The organism is Myxococcaceae bacterium (assembly GCA_016000045.1).
GTDB lineage: Bacteria > Myxococcota > UBA727 > UBA727 > JABDBI01 > AER2-1.
Genome location: JAECQY010000008.1, coordinates 37,750 through 51,947 on the forward strand (window position 1 = coordinate 37,750; position 14,198 = coordinate 51,947).

Sequence of the window (14,198 nt, forward strand, 5' to 3'; positions counted from 1 at the left end):
TGCAGCCGCAGCGATCCCCGGCAAAATAAGTTATGGCCTTTAGATAGTGTCTGGGTTCAACCGCAATCCCCGCCGAAGCAAAGGGGGGCGATCTTCACCGACCCATACGGGTTGTGAGCCGACTTCGTTCGTGACAACAGCTACGTGAAATGGAAAAATGTGATGTTGTCGTGCTGGGAGCGGGAATCACAGGCCTGGCTCTCGCCTATTTTCTCAAGGATCAGTGCTCGGTTCGCGTCTTAGAAGCAAAATCCTTGCCCGGTGGAGTCATCCAAACCATTCAAGCAGGGTCTTTTCTTTTAGAGTTAGGACCCGATTGCTTTATGAATCAAAAACCATGGGGGCTCAATCTTGCTCTCGAACTCGGCCTTCAATCCGAACTCATCGAGAGCAACGAGGATCAGCGGCGTGTATATGTTCTTAAAAACGGCCAATGGATCGTTTCAAACCATGAAGACAAATCCGTCACCGAGTTTCTAGGCAATCGTCTGCGCTCTGGAGTGAACCCAAACGCATTTTTGAGTTTCAAAAAAGGCATGCAAACGTGGACAGACGCATTGGCTCGAGAACTGGGAGCGCGTTTGCACTTAAACGAAGCGGTCACAAGCTATGCTCTCGATCAATCAATCATTCATTGCCGTTCTGGAGCTTCCTTCTGCGCTCGTCGGATCGTTTCAACGCTACCTGCCGCTGAGACCGCGCGATTATTGGGGGTCGATTGGTCATTCCTGGAAACCACTCACACCCACTCACTGTATCTTGCCTACCCAAAATCCGCCTTTCGAAAACCCTTGGACGCTTTTGGACTCATTGTCCCAGCGGCTGAACATCAGGCTTTCAGCGCCGTTACATTCACATCCACCAAATTTAACGATCGCTGTCCTACCGACACCCTTTTATTCCGAGTCTTTACGAAATCTGACGCTCAACGAGCTCAACGAGATTTCGAGTCCGTTTTTGAGCCCTCCGCAGCTCCTTGCTTGGTTCGAAATTTTTCTTTGACTTATGCCAATCCCCAATATCCAGAAAATCATTTTGAGCAAGTCGCGCAAATCGAAAGCATGCTGCCGCACGGCTTTCAAATTGCGGGAAGTCCTTACCATGGAGTGGGAATCTCAGACTGTGTCTTGAGAGCCAAAGAGCTATCGGAAAAGATATTGAAATCCAATTGACTCAGTGAGATAAGACACAGATGGGATTACTTCAACGATTTTGGACAATGCTTAAGTCTCAGCTCAACTACTGGATTGGAAAAGCAGAAGATCCCGAAAAAATGCTGAATCAGACTCTATTGGATATGCAAGAGCAATTGATGACGGCCAAACGTCAGGTTGCGATTGCCATCGCGGATGAAAGACGGCTGATTCAGCAATACGAACAAGAAAAGCAGAATGCCGAAGACTGGGAGCAGCGAGCCATGCTCGCCGTGCAACAAGACAACGATGGCTTAGCCTCTCAAGCGCTCGAGCGACAAGCCGAGCACCTCAAGCTTGCCGCCGGTTTTGAAGAAAATTGGCGTGCTCAAAAACAATCGGTTGATCAATTGAGAGAAGCTCTTTCTGGGCTGAATCAACGCATTGTTGATGCTAAACGCCAAAAGAATCTTTTGATTGCCCGTGCCAGAAGAGCGGAAGCCCAGAGAACGATTACAGAAACCATGACCGGACTCGGTCGAAATAGCGCACTCGACACCATGGCTCGGATGGAAGAAAAGATTAATCAAATGGAGGCCGAAGCAGAAGCCACCTCGGAACTTGCCGGTGAAATCGGACACGATCCTCTTTTGAACGAATTTAAAAAGCTCGAACCCGTTAAAACCAGCAACGCTTTGTTGCAACTCAAAGCAAAAATGGGAATTCTCTCTGCCACTCCAGAAATTAAGCAGCTGGAAAGAGCAGAGGTTCGAGATAAATAAAGATCTTAGCCACGCAAAGACGTCATCGATATCGATGACGAAGCAAAGCTTCAATTTGAACGTTTTAGGCCTTGAGTGAGACCCTAATGAGTGTCGATTCAGTTACGCGATGTCGCCGCTGCTTTTTGCATCGGCATAGCTTCGGGACTCGCAGGAGGTGGGTTAGCTCTGCTTTTGCGTTTCGTTCAGCATAAATCCTATGCTTACGATTCAGGTTCATTTCTTTACGGAGTGGAGCAAGCAACTCCCGAACATCGCATCATCACGATGTTTATTTGCAGCCTTTTAGCCGGAGTGGGCTGGTGGCTCTTTAAGCGCTTTCGCTTAATCGATATTCTTCTGCAGATTGTCACCGTAGGCATGGGCTCTCCTTTAGGTCGAGAGAAAGCACCTCGAGAGCTCGGCTTATTATTCTCGGAAATTCTCACGAAACGTTTTGATATTGAAGCAGAAAAAGCGAGCTTTCTTCACTCTTGTGCTGCTGGAGCGGCTCTTGCCGCCGTCTACAATATTCCTCTTTCAGGAGCACTCTTCTCCATCGAAGCAATACATAAAAAATGGAAAATCTCTTATTTGCTCGTGGCTGTTTTACTATCCGTGATCGCTGTCCACGTTTCCTATCTTTTGCTCGGAGATGAACCGGCTTACCGTTTCCCATCGGTTTCGCTGTCTGCATCCTTAATGGGATTTGCGCTCGTATTTTCGCCGATCGTATTTCAACTGGGAAAACTATTTGCCAAGGCCAGCGATTGGTGCTCTCAAAACGCTCGGGATGATTGGAAAACCGTTCCTCTTTGTCTCCTGTTTTTCACTTTGCTCGGTGGGCTATCAACCTACTATCCATCGGTACTCGGCAACGGAAAAAGCCCTGCGGAGCTTGAATTTGACAGTCATATCGGTTTTTTCTACAGTTTAGGTCTGGTGTTGCTTCGCGTTTTAGCCCCATTATCCGCAAGCTACGCGGGCGCACAAGGAGGAAACTTAACCCCTGCGTTCGCCAACGGTGCCCTCTTCGGAGGAATCCTGGGAAGTGCCTGGCTTCATCTTTGGCCAGGCAGTTCCATTCATGCATTTGCACTGGTCTGCGCTTGCGGTTTTTTAGCAGCCTCTCAAAATTTACCCCTGACAGCGCTCGTCATGGCGCTGGAGTTTACCGATACACGGCTGGAAATGCTATTCCCTCTGGCCATTGTCACGCTTAGCGTACCACTAAGCCGTCAATACTTGAGATAACAGACACCTTAAGGCTTGTTCTCTGAACTGGCTATCTATGTTAAGCTGACCTTTCATGACGCGCATTGTTGGAATCGATCCAGGTTCCAGAAAGGTTGGAATTGGTATTTTAGAGCACCACGCTCAGACTCGCAATGTGGTTGTGCTCCACCATCAAGTGCTTCGGCTGGATTTATCAACAGAACTCCCCGCTCGTCTGTCGGAACTGAGTTTTCGCCTGCAAGAAGTACTCAACGAGTACAAGCCCGACCGAGCCGTTTTGGAAGACGTGTTTGTTGGTGATCACGCCCGTTCAGCGTTAATTCTCGGACAGGCCCGCGGCGCCGTCCTTGCGGTTTTGGGTCTTCATCGCACCCCGGTCACCAGCATTGCCGCACGACGCGTCAAGCAAATCATTACCGGCCAAGGAAACGCAACCAAATTGCAGATGGGAGAAATGGTCCGGGTCTTGCTGAAGCTCCCTAAAAGACCCGCGGAAGATGCCTCGGATGCGCTGGCACTTGCACTGACTTACATCCATTTTCCAGTAAACGCGAGCCTTGCACTGACGGATCAGCCCCCAAAGACCTCCATTCGAAAAGGCTTGTACGAACTTGCAAAATCTCAGGGTTTGGTTGCTTAGTTTGGTGGAGCCAGGCGGGATCGAACCGCCGACCTCATGAATGCCATTCATGCGCTCTCCCAGCTGAGCTATGACCCCACAAGCAGTGTCCCTCCTACTTTGTTTTTCACTTGCAATCAAGACCCAATCACGAAGAATTCAATCGCAAGGTTATGCTCCCTGTTTGGAAAAAAGCCGAAACGGTCAAGAATTAGGGTGGTTTTGGCAAAATTCTTCGCTAGCCCCACGCACTAAGCGAACTCGACCGAGGTTGTAGTCGTTATCGTCGCCAACATCACCATTCTCAAAATCACAGTACCAACGAACGCCATCTTCGCCAATAACAAACGTGTCGGACCAATACCACGCCTGATCGTCATTTTTCCCTAGCACAGTGCGTTGCTGATAGAGCGCTTCTAACTCCCAAATCGTCGGCAATCGCCACCCTGCTGCTGAGCGGCTCGTTGCATAAGCCTCCGCCTCTTCAGAATTCATTCCTTTCAAATTCCTCCCATCCAATTCCCACTCTAGGGCAGGTACTTCCATGGGCTCACGCGGCCCCGTATACCAGCCATCTGCTCGTCTGAGCGGATCCACGGATATTGGCTGAGTCTGAGCCACATGAGCGACTCCCCTCGCGTTCGAAGCTTCCATTAGAACGATAGCGCGCACTAAGCGAACTCGAAAAGCTTCTGAAACATTAGCACTGCTACTGCGAACAGCACCAGCCTCGAGATACCAACGAGCGCCCTCATAACCGACGACCCCTGTTTCGGACCAGTACCCTCCTTTATCCTCATCTTCTCCCAACACACGACGCTGCAAATCAAGCCCCTTCAATTCCCAAATCGTCGGCAATCGCCACCCTTCTGCCGAACGACTCGTTGCGTAAGCTTGCGCCTCTTCAAAAGTCATTCTTTTCAGACCCTTTCGATCAAGTTCCCATTCGAGGGCAGGCACCTCATTGGACTCCCGTGGTCCAAGGTACCAGCTTCTTGCCTGTTTAAGCGGATCCACCGATATCGCCTCCGTACGAGTGACATGAGCGGCGGCATGGTCTGAGGTCCCTTTGGTCGAAGTCTCTGGTTCGACTTGAGAGGCTTGATGCATCTCTACAACTAAAGACTTTGACGGAGCCGATGGCTCACTCATGCCAGGAACCAGATGCAGGTTCGGCACCGAGTGAGGACCCTTAGCAGCAGGCGAAAATAGCTCACCCACTGCTGGCTGCGTTAGATCCAATCTAGCCTTCCAAGCTCCTGTCTTCTGAAGCTTTTCGGGTAAGGCGCCCAGCTCGATCAATCGCAAAAGCTCCTCTTCAGCCGCCAAAGCCTCTGAAGATTTGCCTATCTGGCTCAGTCTCTGAATCTCTTGCCGCAATTCTTTCATGCGCTTGCGCCGTTGAGCCATCTGTTCGATGTAGTCATCGCCGATGCGAGTCAGCGGCACCCAAGCCGAACTCAGCAAAAGAGGCTTCACCTCCTGAACGCTGTCTCGGATCTGTTGACCGATTCGCATCGCTTCAGTTCGAGCATCTTGCAACCAGACAGGGCGACGCCCCAACAAATTCCAAGCTAGTAAATTTGGAGATAGGGCAAGAACAAAAAAGATAGAAGCAAAGATTAGATTCATAACACAAATACTCTCCTCTCATTGATGAAGCAATTGGAAACCTATTCCCTATGCTTCTATGTTAGGATTGTAAATACTTGGATAAGTCAAGGATTAGTGCGACCCTGAAAGATAGGTTAAAGGATTCTCAAGAAAGGCTTTGGACAAATGGTTAGACCAATGAGCTTCTAAAGCAATGAGTCGTTCATCCACTCGTCTATCTGTTTCTTCAGCTCGCTTATCGGCACGCTCAATGTAACTATTGAAAAATGATCTTGTTTCATTTCATTGCGCATCCGCACGCTGAATATCATTTTTGAGGAATAAGTTCGTATCCTTGATCAACCTTTGCGAAACCTTCTCTCATCTCCGCTCGGAGTTCAACACCAAGCGTGGTAATTTTTCCATTCGTGGCTTCAACATCTTTGGTCAAAACAAGCAATATTGGCACAAGAGAGTCCTGTGTTGAGTTTTGAGCATGAACTCGTTCAGCAAACAGCACAAAACAGAAAGGAACCAATATTTTTATACACAAAACTCACTTAAATTATTCCAAAAAATGGAAAACAAACTATTCTCTAGATCGCAAGATAAGTAAAATCAATCGGATTTTCAAAAATTCTACCGAAAACATGCTTCAGATCTAAGAATAATCTTTTGGATTGCTTATTATGCGAATTTCACTCTGCTTTGACGAAATACAGATTGTCTGGCACGGCAATAGAAGAGTCAAGGCGTTCAAAGGGCCATTGCAAAAAAGACATCACAAGCGACACTTTCGTTCGTAAAACGACTGTGCCTTGAGTTTCAGAAGGCTCTCTTTCGTCAGGGTCTTTAACAGGTCACGGACCGATGCACAGGCTTTTTCTTCGTCCCCGTCTTTAAAATCTTTCAGGGCTTCCAACCATTGCTCATCCAACGTTTTAGCAAAAGACTGCGTTGCCGGCTTAGCCTTTCGATGCTTCCATCGAAACGGAGCTTCCTGTCGTTGCATAAATTGCTCTCGGTTTAACAATTGCAAAAACAAACTGGCCCCTGCTACCATCAAAGCCAGCATTGAGACAATGCCGATATTCCCACTTGATTTTAAATCAGGCCCGGTTGTTGCTTCTGCGATGCCCGAATTTTCAAGGCGGCTCGCAGGAAACAAAGGAGCGGAAAAAAGTAAACTGTGATCCCCAATCCGAATCCGATCACCGTTTTTCAGCCAAATGCTTCGAACCTTTTTGCGATTCACAAAGGTACCATTCGAAGACCCAACGTCGATCAGCTGAGCCTGATGCGGGGATACATCCACCACAAAGTGAAGACGGCTCAAGCTCGTATCGGATAAAACGAGATGACTTTGAGGATCTCTCCCCACTCGATAAAGCCCAATCGGCAGTTCGTGACGCGAGCCGTCGACTAAAAACGCTGGCTTGGTATGGATTGCCTGAGTCCGTGTTGCTTCGTCCATGTTCTAACTTTATTGAAACCTACTAAGCGAGTCTTTTAATCACGGTTTTGGTAAAAAGCTGTGTAGGACATGTCTTGAAGCTCTCCAACGCTTATGCCACAAGTTCCACGCCATGCAATTTGTTTTAAGCATTGACCAAGGAACAACAGGCACTACTTCGGTCATCGCGGATTCGAACTTGCGTATTGTCGCTCGACAAAACGTTCCTTTTGATCAGATATTTCCCAAGGCTGGTTGGGTAGAGCATCGAGAAGAAGATGTCTGGAATTCGGTTCGATGCTCGGTTCAACGTAGCCTAGAGCAGTCGGGCTTAAAGCCTTCTCAGATTGGGGCCATTGGCATTACCAACCAACGCGAAACGACGGCTATCTTTGATCAAAACGGCACCCTTCAACATCCTCTCATTGTTTGGCAATGTCGTCGCAGTCTCGACATCTGCACCGAACTAAAAAATCGCGGCTTAGAACCCCGAATTCGAGAAAAAACAGGGCTTCTCTTGGATCCTTATTTTTCCGGCACCAAATTAACCTGGTTGTTTCGACAATACCCCTCGCTGCGTCGGTTTTTATTTGGCACGGTAGACACCTGGTTACTTTACAAGTTGTCCGCTGGTGCTGTGCATGCCACAGATGCCACCAATGCGTCTCGAACGCTGCTGATGAACCTTAAGACCTGCAACTGGGATCCCGAACTCTGCGAAATGCTGGAAGTCCCTGAAGCGATTCTTCCAGAAATCCGGTCCAGCCAAGAAGTCTACGCGCATACCCGAGGCCTCGATTTCTTACCCGATGGAATTCCGATTGCCAGTCTGATTGGCGATCAACAAAGCGCTCTCTACGGTTTAGGTTGTCTCAAAAAAGGCCAAGCCAAAGCAACCTATGGAACAGGGTGTTTCATCTTGCTTCATACAGGAACCAAGCCAGTCGCCTCCAAGCACAATCTTTTAACCTCCATCGCGTTGAAAACCCAATCTGAAACCACTTACTGCTTGGAAGCTTCGGCTTTTATCGCTGGAGCGGCCATCCAGTGGCTGCGAGATGGCTTGGGCCTCATTCAAGAAGCCGATGAACTCGAAACGCTGGCGAAACAAGTGAGCGACAGTTCCGATCTAGTCTTTATACCGGCCTTAACCGGCCTGGCGGCCCCTTATTGGAAACCTGAAGCCAGAGGTCTCTTTTACGGAATCGGACGCGACACCAAACGCGCTCACTTTGCGAGAGCGGCTCTTGAAGGAATCGCTCTTTTAAATCAAGACATGCTTCAGGCCATGGTAGAAGATTCAGGGACCCCCATTCAGTTTCTCCGTGTCGATGGAGGAGCTGCTTCCAATGACTTGCTGATTCAAATGCAAGCTGATCTATCAAACCTGACCTGCCTACGCTCATCTTTCTTAGACACAACAGCTCTCGGGGCTTTGCTGCTCGCCGGACAAGCGACTGGAATCTTGCAAGATTCCTGCTTCGCACAAAAATTTCTCGAAAATACCACTTCTTTCTCCCCTCTTCTCTCTGAAGAAAATCGCGCTAGGCTGGCTCGAAAATGGGCCCATGCGATGGGTTTGCTGATCCGGCATTAGACCCGATTGACAACCGTTCTCAAGCTTTGCATCCTACCCACCACTTATGAAACGCACCTTCCAACCAAGCCGTATCAAATTGCTCCGGGATCATGGATTTTTGGCTCGCATGGCAACAGCGGGCGGACGGGATGTCCTAAAACGACGCAGAGCCAAAGGCCGTAAACGTTTGGTGCCATCTGCCTACCAAAAATAGTCCTGCTCAGAGGCGCTTGAAAAAGCGTCATGAATTTTTGCGGATCCAGCGTTCGGGTCATCGCTATAAAACTCCCAATCTGGTATTCATTTCTCGCTATTCCAAAGAACCAGGCCGTTTTGGCCTTACCGTTGCTAAGAATGTTGGACAGGCGCACGTTCGAAACCTGGTCAAAAGGCGCTTAAGACACATCGCTCGTCTGAGGCCCTACCTGTTTGAGCGTCAAGATATCGTGATTCTTGCTCTTCCCAATGCGGCTAATGCCTCTTTTCAAGACTTAGAAAAGGACATACAACTCGCCCATGAAGGAATACGAAGTAGTCGTCGGCCTTGAATGCCACGTCCAGTTGCTCACCCAAAGCAAGCTTTTTTCTCCCGCTAAGAATCAGTATGGAGATGAGCCCAATGTGAACGTGGATGCCCTGGATATTGCTCTTCCAGGCACCTTGCCCGTCTTGAACCAAAAAGCAGTCGAATTCGCGGTTCGCCTGGGCCTTGCACTGGGTTGTGAAATTAATACGACCAGCGTTTTTGCCCGCAAACACTACTTCTACCCAGATCTCCCCAAAGGTTATCAAATCAGCCAGTACGACAAGCCTATCTGCGGACCCGGCCAACTGACTTTTCAAACCTCGGAAGGCCCCAAGACCATTGGAATCGAACGCATCCACATCGAAGAAGATGCGGGGAAGAACATTCACGTAGAAGGCGGGAACTCCAGTTATGTGGACTACAATCGAGCAGGCACCCCTCTTTTGGAAATCGTCACTCGCCCAGACATCCGATCCGCCGAAGAAGCCATGGAGGCCTATCGAGCCTTAAGAGCTTTGGTCACTTATTTGGGAATCTGCGATGGCAATCTTCAAGAAGGCTCCATGCGCGCAGACGCCAATGTATCGATTCGACCCAAAGGCTCGACGGAGTTTGGAACTCGAACCGAAACCAAAAACCTCAACTCCATCAAGTTTTTGGGTCAAGCGGTCGAATTCGAATCGCGAAGACAAGCTCTGGAACTGAAAGCTGGACATGCGATCCGACAAGAAACGCGACTATGGGATTCCAACCGCAAAGAATCTCGAGCTTTACGAAGCAAAGAAGAAGCTCACGACTACCGTTATTTTGCAGACCCGGATCTTCTTCCACTCATCTTAGCGGATGGTTATGTCGATGAAATTGATAAAAATTTACCCGAACTTCCATGGCAAAAACAAAGCCGTTACCAATCCGAACTTGGATTATCTGCCTACGACGCCGGTGTATTGATCGTTGAGAAAAAAATCGCAGATTACTTTGAATCAGCGCTTCGCTTGCACAGCCATGCCAAAAGCGTTGCGAACTGGATCATTAACGAAATGCAACTTGAGCCCCGTATCACCCCCTCTCAACTGGCTGAACTGGTGCGCCTCATCGATGAAAAAGCAATTTCAGGTACCATCGCTAAAACCATTTACGAAGAACTCATTGCGCACCCTGAGCAGTCCGCGGAACAAATCGTAGACGCAAAAGGTCTACGCATGCAACGTGACACGAACCAGATTCAAAAACTCATCGAAGCCATTTGTGAGCAACACCCCTCTGAAATCCAGAAATATCGATCTGGAAAAACGCAAATTTTTGGATTCTTTGTCGGTCAAGTCATGAAACAGACTCAAGGCAAAGCAGACCCAACGCTGAGCTCAGAACTTCTCAAAAAATATTTGGATAGACCATGAAAGCCTTGTGTTTTCTCCTTTTTGGCTTAGCTGCTCAAGCAGAGCTTCCTCCCAAAAAAATCGAACTCTTTCGAGTCTCGAGCGCGCCGTTTGTTCAGACTATTGCGCTCATCGGAACTCTCAAAGCCAAGCAAGAGGTGGTCTTAATTTCCAAAGCTTCAGGCATTCTATCGCCTGTCACTCCGGAGGGTTCTCAAGTCAAGAAAGGAGCCTTGCTCGCTCGATTGGATCAGGATTCAAGCCTTCGGAAATCGCTGCAAGATGCCAGCACTCAACTTAAAAACCAGAAAAATAAGTTGGAGCGAGCTCAAAAACTCTACCATCAAGGCGACTTTAGCTTAAAAGATCTGGAAAGCGCCCAGAATGATTTTGCAAGCACTCGAAAGTCTTATCGAGAACTTGAGTTTCGCTTATCCGACAGCGAATTGAGAGCTCCTTTTAACGGAACCTGCGGATTGTTTCGAGCCGAAGCGGGCAGCTACGTCTCGGCGGGCTCTGCGATTGTCACCGTTTACGATGCGCAATCTTTCACGCTCTATTTCTCCGTACCCGAATCTCTGCTGCCCTCGATGCGAATCGGGTTACCCGTATCGGTTCAAGGCAACTCAGGGCGCATCACTTCTTTCGAAAATCGACTGAATCCCCAAACGCAAGTTGCTTATGCCAAGGCAGAATTAGACTCGTGCACAGGTTGCACCATCGGAACCAAAGTGTCGGTCTCGATCGCATTGCCCAACAAAACCCACTCGATCTCGGCCCCGCTCGAGTCCGTGTTTCTGAAAGGCGGTACTTCCTATGTGTACCGTGTCGTCCATCAAAAAGCACTTTTAACCCCCGTCAAGACGGGTGAACGTTCTAAAAATCGGATTGAAATCTTATCAGGTCTAAAAATGGGCGATGAAATTGTGCTTCGTGGCACCCGAAGATTAAATCATGACGACTCTGTTTATTAACCGACCTGTCTTTGCGATCGTTCTCAATGCTTTCATTTTACTACTCGGTGTCCTGGGTTATCAGGCCATGGACGTGTCTGAGTATCCTCGAATTTCGGTTCCCAAAATCAAAATCGGCGTTGTTTATCCGGGTGCCAGCATGCAAGTTGTTGAGAGCACCCTTGCTTTCGATTTAGAAGAAGCGTTAAGCGGAATTCAAAAAGTTGAGTCGCTTCAATCGGAGATTGGGAACGGTTACTGCGAAACCTGGATTTCATTCAAAGCTTCCGCTTCGATTGAACAGGCTCTCATGGAGGTACGGGATCGGGTATCTCGCGTGAAGGCCTCGTGGCCAAGAGGGGTTTTAGAACCCTATATCGAACAGGAAGGAAAGAATCGCAGTCCAGTCCTCTTCTTAACTTTAACCAGCCAAACACACTTGCCCGCTGAACTGACTCATTTAGCTCGCCTCCATGTTAAGAACCAGCTGCAAAGCGTTTCTGGAGTTTCTTCCATTCAGCTCAACGGAAACCCGTACAGGATGGAAATTTCTTTGAACCGAGCCAAAATGGCGGGTCGAAAGGTGCGGATCTCGGATATCTTCACCGCTTTACAAAATAGCCAAGTCTCTTTCTCATCGGGGAAAATCCAAGGCACCCTTCCGATCACAGTTCGATTGGAGCTCGAGTCTCCCGAAGATTTTGAAACCATTGTGGTGAAACAAACACACAATGAAGTGATCTATCTACGCGATATCGCAACCGTTCAACTCAGAGAAGACAACCAAGTGCTCAATCAATTCAATGGAATCAACAGCGTATTTTTAGGTCTTTCGAAAGCCGAAGATGGAAATCCTCTCTCTATCTCCACAGAAGTTCGTGCCCTTCTCCCATCCATTCAAAAGACCTTGCCCAAGGACGTTAAACTCGACCTTGCGTACGACGGGTCGAAGTTCGTTAAGAACTCTTTGAGAAGCCTTGCTTTCAGCATTTTAGAAGCTTCGCTGCTCGTTCTTTTGGTGGTGTTTTTATTTTTACGAAGCGCTTCGGCGACTTTGATTCCCTTGGTCGCGATCCCCATTTCCCTGTTGGGCGCCATCGCAATCGCTCAGTTTTTTGGCTTTAGCCTGAACACCTTCACATTGCTGGCGCTTGTTTTGGCGATTGGCCTGGTGGTAGACGATGCCATTATTGTTCTCGAAAACATTCACCGCTCGATTGAACAAGGTTTCAATCCCAAAGAAGCAGCGATTCGAGGTTCCAGTGAAATCGGGTTTGCCATCATCGCCATGACTTTCACTCTGGCTGCAGTATTCGCCCCGATTGTTCTGTCCGGTGGCCTGATTGGAGAGATTCTCGTTGAATTTGGTGTCACGCTCGCTGCAGCGGTGATCGTATCGGGTATTGTGGCACTGACCCTCTCTCCTTGGATGTGCTCCAAGCTTTTGAAAGCTCAAACCAGCCAGATATTTTTCAAGTTACCATCGCTTCGCTCATTTTCGACTCAGCAGGTTTCCGTGATTTCTGCCTTGCTGCTGATGGGTTCTGGATACCTTTATTACCAACTCCCCAAACGCGTCGTTCCGATCGAAGATCGAGGTTTTGTCGGAGTTCAAGTCGAGAGTTTGCCAACGCTTAGTTTAAAAGACTTCAATCCGTATTTTCAGCAGATCGAAGCCATGGTTCAAAAAAATCCCAATATTGAAAATCGATTCCTCTACTCCAATCCATCTTGGGGAACTGGGTACAGCTTTGCGTTGGTCGAACACGCTCACCGTTCTGAAAGTTCACAGACGATTGCCAATCAACTCCGAGAAGCTTTCCAAAAGATTCCGAGCATCACGACGCACGTATGGAACTGGGACACAGGCCTGCCTGGTTTTGAGGCAGATTCCAAGGGGGCTTCTATTTCTGTGACGATTAAAACCACCGAATCCTATCAAGAGCTGTATCAAGAAATCGAGAAACTCAGAAAAAAATTAGAGTCCAGTTCAGTCTTGAAAGAAGTCACTTCCAACTTGGATTTCAACTCGCTAGGCTACCGTGCTCAGGTTGACCACGCCAAAATGGCATTGCTGAAGGTCAGTCTTCACGAAGCAGCCGACACCATGCGGGTCTTCTTTGATCAAAACGAAAATTTCGAATTTTACCGCGATGGGCTCAGATACAAAGTTTGGCTCAAAGGAGCTGAACCCTCCGACAACCTTCATGAAGTGGAAGTTCTCAACGCAGACCAAGAGCGCATTCCGCTGAGCACCTTTATGTCCCTGGAAGCTCAGAGCGAACCTCTCTCGCTTGAACACACCAATCGACTCCGTTCGGCTACCTTAAGCGCACAACTTCAGAAAGGAAAAACTTTAAGCGATGGCATCGAAGCGCTTCAAGCCCAGTTCGAAGATTCACTTTCGCCAAACTATTCCTATGAATTTCGTGGCGCCGCCCGCAATTGGCTCGAATCTTCCGGAACCTTTCTTTGGTTGCTGCTTTTCGCGCTCATTTTTATCTATGGCATCCTCGCGATCCAGTTTGAAAGCTTTATCGACCCGCTGGTGATTTTAACCACCGTGCCGCTGGCATCCTTTGGAGCGCTTTTCACTCTTTGGTTGAGCGGACAGGAGCTTAATCTCTTTACGCAAGTCGGTTTGGTCACGTTGATTGGCTTAATTTCCAAGCACGGCATTCTGCTCGTGGATTTTGCCAATCAGACCGGTTCTATCGATGAAGCGGTTCGTCTTCGATTCAGGCCAATCCTGATGACCACCAGCGCGATGGTTCTGGGAGCCATTCCACTCATGCTCTCGACAGGAGCTGGCGCTGAAGCCAGGCGTTCCATCGGTACCGTGCTGGTTTCCGGTCTGAGCCTAGGCACGGTTTTGACCTTGTATCTATTGCCTGCATTTTATCGCCTTTGGGGCAGATCCAATCGGAATAACAACTTGAAGAGCACACGCCATTCAAGTTAAATAC

Annotated in this window: 13 protein-coding genes and 1 tRNA gene; 10 read left to right on the plus strand and 4 right to left on the minus strand. The window is 48.5% G+C overall.

The genetic code is table 11. The features are described 5' to 3' along the window. The first annotated feature begins 149 nt into the window (after window positions 1-149). From I8H75_05305 to ruvC, 4 genes are all read left to right on the plus strand, one after another. Entirely contained in the window at window positions 150-1,172 is a 1,023-nt protein-coding gene (locus tag I8H75_05305; protein ID MBH2006737.1) for an FAD-dependent oxidoreductase, read from the plus strand. A gap of 20 nt (window positions 1,173-1,192) precedes the next feature. After that, window positions 1,193-1,915, plus strand: a complete 723-nt coding sequence (locus I8H75_05310) for a PspA/IM30 family protein (GenBank protein MBH2006738.1) — start codon at window positions 1,193-1,195, stop codon at window positions 1,913-1,915. 90 nt (window positions 1,916-2,005) lie between these two features. Next, on the plus strand, window positions 2,006-3,148 hold the full coding sequence (locus I8H75_05315; protein ID MBH2006739.1) for a chloride channel protein: 1,143 nt from the start codon (window positions 2,006-2,008) through the stop codon (window positions 3,146-3,148). 55 nt (window positions 3,149-3,203) lie between these two features. Further along, on the plus strand, window positions 3,204-3,770 hold the full coding sequence (gene ruvC, locus I8H75_05320) for a crossover junction endodeoxyribonuclease RuvC (protein ID MBH2006740.1): 567 nt from the start codon (window positions 3,204-3,206) through the stop codon (window positions 3,768-3,770). A gap of 2 nt (window positions 3,771-3,772) precedes the next feature. Here the strand turns inward: ruvC and I8H75_05325 are convergent. From I8H75_05325 to I8H75_05340, 4 genes are all read right to left on the minus strand, one after another. Next, a tRNA-Ala gene (locus I8H75_05325) sits at window positions 3,773-3,848 on the minus strand. Window positions 3,849-3,953: 105 nt separating this feature from the next. Beyond that, on the minus strand, window positions 3,954-5,381 hold the full coding sequence (locus I8H75_05330; GenBank protein ID MBH2006741.1) for a DUF1566 domain-containing protein: 1,428 nt from the start codon (window positions 5,379-5,381) through the stop codon (window positions 3,954-3,956). Between the two features lie 289 nt (window positions 5,382-5,670). Beyond that, on the minus strand, window positions 5,671-5,811 hold the full coding sequence (locus I8H75_05335; protein MBH2006742.1) for a hypothetical protein: 141 nt from the start codon (window positions 5,809-5,811) through the stop codon (window positions 5,671-5,673). A gap of 312 nt (window positions 5,812-6,123) precedes the next feature. Continuing rightward, window positions 6,124-6,816 carry an FHA domain-containing protein gene (locus tag I8H75_05340; protein MBH2006743.1) on the minus strand — a complete coding sequence of 231 codons (693 nt, stop codon included), beginning with the start codon at window positions 6,814-6,816 and terminating at the stop codon, window positions 6,124-6,126. 112 nt (window positions 6,817-6,928) lie between these two features. On the opposite strand from I8H75_05340, the gene I8H75_05345 reads away from it, so the two are divergent. The 6 genes from I8H75_05345 to I8H75_05370 are packed head-to-tail and all read left to right on the plus strand — an operon-like array spanning window position 6,929 to window position 14,194. Next, window positions 6,929-8,392, plus strand: a complete 1,464-nt coding sequence (locus I8H75_05345; protein ID MBH2006744.1) for a glycerol kinase — start codon at window positions 6,929-6,931, stop codon at window positions 8,390-8,392. Window positions 8,393-8,438: 46 nt separating this feature from the next. Beyond that, window positions 8,439-8,588, plus strand: a complete 150-nt coding sequence (rpmH, locus tag I8H75_05350) for a 50S ribosomal protein L34 (protein MBH2006745.1) — start codon at window positions 8,439-8,441, stop codon at window positions 8,586-8,588. Between the two features lie 16 nt (window positions 8,589-8,604). After that, the gene (rnpA, locus tag I8H75_05355; protein MBH2006746.1) at window positions 8,605-8,922 is read left to right on the plus strand and encodes a ribonuclease P protein component; all 318 of its coding nucleotides are present in this window, start codon (window positions 8,605-8,607) and stop codon (window positions 8,920-8,922) included. Continuing rightward, window positions 8,891-10,300, plus strand: coding sequence for an Asp-tRNA(Asn)/Glu-tRNA(Gln) amidotransferase subunit GatB (gatB, locus tag I8H75_05360; protein MBH2006747.1), 1,410 nt, complete (start codon window positions 8,891-8,893; stop codon window positions 10,298-10,300). Before rnpA ends, gatB begins: the two co-directional genes overlap by 32 nt. Continuing rightward, entirely contained in the window at window positions 10,297-11,253 is a 957-nt protein-coding gene (locus I8H75_05365) for an efflux RND transporter periplasmic adaptor subunit (GenBank protein ID MBH2006748.1), read from the plus strand. The genes gatB and I8H75_05365 overlap by 4 nt, the downstream gene beginning before the upstream one ends. Further along, complete coding sequence (locus I8H75_05370) at window positions 11,234-14,194, plus strand: efflux RND transporter permease subunit (GenBank protein MBH2006749.1); 2,961 nt, start codon at window positions 11,234-11,236, stop codon at window positions 14,192-14,194. Before I8H75_05365 ends, I8H75_05370 begins: the two co-directional genes overlap by 20 nt. Window positions 14,195-14,198: the final 4 nt, after the last annotated feature.

What these genes read in the sequence shown, in the direction of transcription:
- ruvC (MBH2006740.1), top strand. Translation starts at nt 3,204, where the DNA reads ATGACGCGCATTGTTGGAATCGATCCAGGTTCCAGAAAGGTTGGAATT.
- I8H75_05365 (MBH2006748.1), top strand. Translation starts at nt 10,297, where the DNA reads ATGAAAGCCTTGTGTTTTCTCCTTTTTGGCTTAGCTGCTCAAGCAGAG.
- I8H75_05370 (MBH2006749.1), top strand. Translation starts at nt 11,234, where the DNA reads ATGACGACTCTGTTTATTAACCGACCTGTCTTTGCGATCGTTCTCAAT.
- I8H75_05340 (MBH2006743.1), bottom strand. Translation starts at nt 6,816, where the DNA reads ATGGACGAAGCAACACGGACTCAGGCAATCCATACCAAGCCAGCGTTT.
- I8H75_05330 (MBH2006741.1), bottom strand. Translation starts at nt 5,381, where the DNA reads ATGAATCTAATCTTTGCTTCTATCTTTTTTGTTCTTGCCCTATCTCCA.
- gatB (MBH2006747.1), top strand. Translation starts at nt 8,891, where the DNA reads ATGAAGGAATACGAAGTAGTCGTCGGCCTTGAATGCCACGTCCAGTTG.
- I8H75_05345 (MBH2006744.1), top strand. Translation starts at nt 6,929, where the DNA reads ATGCAATTTGTTTTAAGCATTGACCAAGGAACAACAGGCACTACTTCG.
- rpmH (MBH2006745.1), top strand. Translation starts at nt 8,439, where the DNA reads ATGAAACGCACCTTCCAACCAAGCCGTATCAAATTGCTCCGGGATCAT.
- I8H75_05305 (MBH2006737.1), top strand. Translation starts at nt 150, where the DNA reads ATGGAAAAATGTGATGTTGTCGTGCTGGGAGCGGGAATCACAGGCCTG.
- I8H75_05310 (MBH2006738.1), top strand. Translation starts at nt 1,193, where the DNA reads ATGGGATTACTTCAACGATTTTGGACAATGCTTAAGTCTCAGCTCAAC.